The sequence below is a fragment of the Weissella cibaria genome, assembly GCF_004521965.1.
GTDB lineage: Bacteria > Bacillota > Bacilli > Lactobacillales > Lactobacillaceae > Weissella > Weissella cibaria_A.
Map to the genome: position 1 here is coordinate 1 of NZ_SDGK01000051.1, position 4,320 is coordinate 4,320.

The window sequence follows — 4,320 nt, forward strand, 5'->3', positions numbered from 1 at the left end:
AGGTACCAACAACCAATCGCGCTAGCGAGTGGTCATCAGTACCAAAAATTGTAGAACCGTTTTTTCGTCTATTTATTTAAAAAATATCTTGACGTATTTGCTCATTGAGTTACAATTAGTTTGTGAGTTATCTAATTTATCGGACTTGTTTACGCTTTTAAATGGAACAAATGGTTGTTTCATCAGTGGGTTTGGTTGTGAATGATATCGATAAATAGTTGTTGATAATTGCACAATGATAATAATCGAAAAATGTTGTGGGGTATATAACATGAAAATTGCAGTAATTGGTAGCACGCACGCAGGAACCTTTTCTGCGACGCAAATTAAACAATTGCATCCTGAGGCTGACATTACAGTTTATGAACAGCACACGACGGTGTCGTTCTTGTCATGTGGGATTGCCTTGTGGGTAGGTAATCATGTTTCGGATGAACAACGAATGTTTTATGAAACACCAGCTTCAATGACTGAACAAGGAATTAAAATGAAGATGCAACACCAAGTTGTTGAGGCCGACTTGGTTAATAAACGTATTCGGGCTAAGAATCTATTGACCGGTGATTTTGCAGATGAGACATTTGACAAAATTGTGATTACAACCGGTTCAAAGCCATTAGTCCCAAAGATTCCAGGCATCGATAATGATAAAATTTATATGGTGAAGTCTTGGGAAGACGCTAACCGAATTAAGGAAGTGGCGGATGAAGTCAAGCGTGTGATTGTCATTGGTGCAGGTTACATTGGGGCCGAAATTGCAGAGCAATTTTCAGTAACTGGTAAGAAAGTTACGCTAATCGATGGTTTTGATCGCGTGTTGCCTAAGAACTTCAGTCCAGTAATTACCGATCGTCTGGAAGCGGCGTTCCAGGACAACAATGTCACATTAGCTTTGCAACAAATGGTAACTGGCTTTGAAGATGCCACAGATGGCGGTATTCGAGTGACAACGAATCAAGGTACGTACGAGGCAGATATTGCGGTACTTGGGATTGGTTTCTTACCAAATACGGACTTGTTTAAGGGCCAAGTTGATATGCTACCAAACGGGGCCATATTAACGAATTCCTACATGGAAACGAGTTTGCCTGACGTCTATGCGGCAGGTGATGCCACGACTGTCTTCTACAATCCGACGCAGGCCCATGACTATATTCCATTAGCTACGAATGCGATTCGTCAGGGAATGTTGGTTGCACGTAACATTGATGGCCATCACTTGGCTTACTCAGGGACGCAAGCAACGTCGGCGGTGGAGTTGTATGGTTATGCCATGTCAGCAACCGGTTTGAACAAGGGGGCGGCTGAAGCGCGGGGCTTAGATGTCGTTGAAACGGTTCATGAGGAAGATTATCGACCTGATTTTATGTTGTCGACGACGCCAGTATTGTCAACGTTAACTTGGGACCGAAAAACACGGCGCGTTCTAGGGGCGGCCTTTATGTCAAAGCATGACATTACACAAGCGGCGAACGTTGTCTCATTGGCCATTCAAAATCAAATGACCATTGACGATTTGGCGATGGCTGATTTCTTCTTCCAACCTAACTTTACGCAACCGGTTAATTTTGTGGGTGCAACGGCCTTACAAGCGGTTAGTGATGTACAAAACAAAAATTAATCCTAATAAAAGCTTGACAATAAAATGAGGATTGTCTAATATAATACTCATAGAAAAACGAATAGATAGTTAGTAAAAACAAGACGATCAGGAAAGTATGATTGCTAGCAAAGTGCAGAGAGTTACGGGTGGTGAGACGTAGCGTGCGCTATCACTCAGAAAATGGCCTGTGATTGGGTGTTGTGAATGGCAAGTTCATAAGCGACACACGGGTGGTTACCGTTAACAAACACGCGTATCGACATAGCATCATTTCGCTCCCTGTCCGCACGTTGTGAGGCTTTTCGGGTGACTGAATAAGCGAATTTAGAATGGTACCACGGGCTTAAACCGTTTCTATACTTCTCATATTGAGAATGTGTATAGAAACGGTTTTTATTTACAACTAGGGGTGGAAATTATGACAATTAAAAAGCAAGTATTAGTATCAGCAGTTGCGGTGGCTGGTTTATCAGCTGCAGTGGCTTTGTATGTAGGAAATAATGGGACAGTTTCTGCTTCAGATGAAAAGACTGTAACCGTTGGATTGGTTGGCGATTCTGACCGTCAATTATGGGAGTATGTCAAAAAAAATGCCCAGAATAAGTATGGCATCGATGTGAAATTGAAGTTGTTCACGGATTATGTTAAGCCAAATCAGGCATTGGTTGATGGTTCGATCGATTTGAATTCATTCCAAACGATTAATTATTTCGATGTGCAAAATAAGCATTTTAAGAATAAGCTAGTGGGAATTGGTAAGACGTATGTGACACCAATTCGTATCTATTCTGATAATCACAAGTCTTTGAAGGATTTGCCGGAAAAAGCAACGATTATTGTACCGAATGATGCATCGAACGAAAAACGTGCGTTGGATGTCCTAGAGGCTGCAGGATTGATTAAATATAACCATGACACCAAGTTGCCAACTGCCCAGGATGTAACGGAGAACAAGAAGCATTTCCAAATTAAGGAAGTTTCTTCAGATCAAACAGCGGCCGCGTTGAAGAGTGCTGATGCGGCGGTTGTTAATACTAATTATGCCCTTGATGCGAAGTTGGATATTGACAAGGCACTGTTTGTGGAACCGGTCAATAAAGCTAACAAAGGTTACATTAACATCATTGCTGCGCGGAAGGGTACACAAAATAAAAAAGTATACAAGCAAGTGGTTAAAGCCTATCAAACCGAGGCTACCAAGAAACACATGAAGCGGCTATACGGATCAGCAGAAATTGCTGCGTGGGATATCAAGTTAAAGTAATTTAGGGGTACAACAATATGGCAGAACAAACAGCAATTTTTGCAGGTGGATGTTTTTGGTGCATGGTGCAACCGTTTGAAACATTAACAGGGATTTCACTTGTTCGCTCTGGATACACGGGCGGCTATAAGGATAATCCAACCTATGAAGAAGTTAAGGCACACCAAACAGGTCACACGGAAGCCGTAAAAGTTTGGTTTGACGACGCTGCAATTTCATACGCAGATTTGGTTTGTTTATATTGGCAGACGGCAGATCCAACTGATGCGATGGGTCAGTTTGAAGATCGTGGTGACAATTACCGTCCTGTTATTTTTGTTAATTCACCTGAGCAGCGACAGATTGCTGAGGCGTCTAAAGTTGCTTTGCAAGAATCAGGCATTTTTGGAGATGATTTGATTGTGACAATGATTGAAGATGCCACAACTTTCTGGGAAGCTGAAGAATATCACCAGGAATTCTATAGGAAGAACGTTGAACGCTATAACGAAGAAAAGCAATCTCGTGATGCATACAAAGAAAAGTTCTGGGGTAGTGGGATTTCTAAGTAATACCAATGTTTTGCGCGTGTTTTGATGTTTTTTATGAAATTAAAATTTTACCGTTAAATCATATTAAAAACCGTTGATTGCCACAACTTTCGCGCCTGTTTTGCACCTTGGAAATAAAAAATCGCACCTTTTAAACTAGTAATAGTTTGGGGGTGCGATTTTTTCAAGAATTTTAAGTGTTAGACTATCTTGTATAATTGAGGTTTCTTTTAAACATGTGCGCATAGACGGTTTGTGTCACGAGGGTATTTTTATGACCAACACGTTTTGAAATATACATTAAATCAACTTCTTAAGACAATAGCCAAGAAACGTGTGTATGTCGTAATCCATGGATATTTATCATATGTGGCGCACCAATTTTTATGAGTGTATCACGCAATTTTTTAATGGCCCATTCGTTTGCGGGAGGAGTTGGGACAATAAATTCAGAACCCATGCCAACTTCTTTTCGGTATCTACCCAAATGGTCGAACCACCGTTTTGGCATGGTGATAGTTCGAATTGATTATTTTGTTTTCGGGACTGAGGCAGGATATGGTTTTTTACTTGATCGTTGAACATTGACAGTTAGCGTTCCGTTTTGTGCATCTATGCCTTGGGCCCTTAATCCGGTTATTTCAGAAATCTTAAACCACCTAGTAAGGCTGTTATGTACACAAAATGGTGGTCTGATGGTTTCTCACGTTCTATATAATCTAAAAATAGTTCAATCTCGTTTAAATCTAGGTGATTGTCGTCAGAAACTTTAGTACTTTCAGAACCTTTGTTAACAATTGATACTGTGGGGTCGATACGCAATAAACCATCTGCAAAAGCCAATATACTAGCCGCTGATATATGTTCTGCTCTTATGCTAGATTTACGGACAGATTTTTCTCTGCCCTGTAAACTAATAGCAG

4 protein-coding genes and 1 other annotated feature are annotated in these 4,320 nt (G+C 40.8%); of the genes, 3 read left to right on the forward strand and 1 reads right to left on the reverse strand.

Features of this window, described 5'->3' with window-relative positions; genetic code table 11:
• The first annotated feature begins 271 nt into the window (after window positions 1–271).
• From EST42_RS06945 to msrA, 3 genes are all read left to right on the forward strand, one after another.
• Window positions 272–1,621 carry an FAD-dependent oxidoreductase gene (locus EST42_RS06945; protein WP_134644810.1) on the forward strand — a complete coding sequence of 450 codons (1,350 nt, stop codon included), beginning with the start codon at window positions 272–274 and terminating at the stop codon, window positions 1,619–1,621.
• 74 nt (window positions 1,622–1,695) lie between these two features.
• Window positions 1,696–1,962, forward strand: a binding site (T-box leader).
• A gap of 59 nt (window positions 1,963–2,021) precedes the next feature.
• Entirely contained in the window at window positions 2,022–2,867 is an 846-nt protein-coding gene (locus EST42_RS06950; protein ID WP_134644811.1) for a MetQ/NlpA family ABC transporter substrate-binding protein, read from the forward strand.
• Window positions 2,868–2,884: 17 nt separating this feature from the next.
• Window positions 2,885–3,418, forward strand: coding sequence for a peptide-methionine (S)-S-oxide reductase MsrA (gene msrA, locus EST42_RS06955; protein ID WP_134644812.1), 534 nt, complete (start codon window positions 2,885–2,887; stop codon window positions 3,416–3,418).
• A 615-nt stretch (window positions 3,419–4,033) separates the two neighbouring features.
• On the opposite strand, the gene EST42_RS10560 is transcribed toward msrA, so the two are convergent.
• Window positions 4,034–4,320, reverse strand: a 287-nt coding sequence (locus tag EST42_RS10560; RefSeq protein WP_167711159.1) for a hypothetical protein, incomplete at its 5' end; no start/stop codon positions are given.

Bases quoted from the DNA above. Each gene is read 5' to 3' on its own strand.
- EST42_RS06945 (WP_134644810.1), top strand. From the start codon at position 272: ATGAAAATTGCAGTAATTGGTAGCACGCACGCAGGAACCTTTTCTGCG.
- EST42_RS06950 (WP_134644811.1), top strand. From the start codon at position 2,022: ATGACAATTAAAAAGCAAGTATTAGTATCAGCAGTTGCGGTGGCTGGT.
- msrA (WP_134644812.1), top strand. From the start codon at position 2,885: ATGGCAGAACAAACAGCAATTTTTGCAGGTGGATGTTTTTGGTGCATG.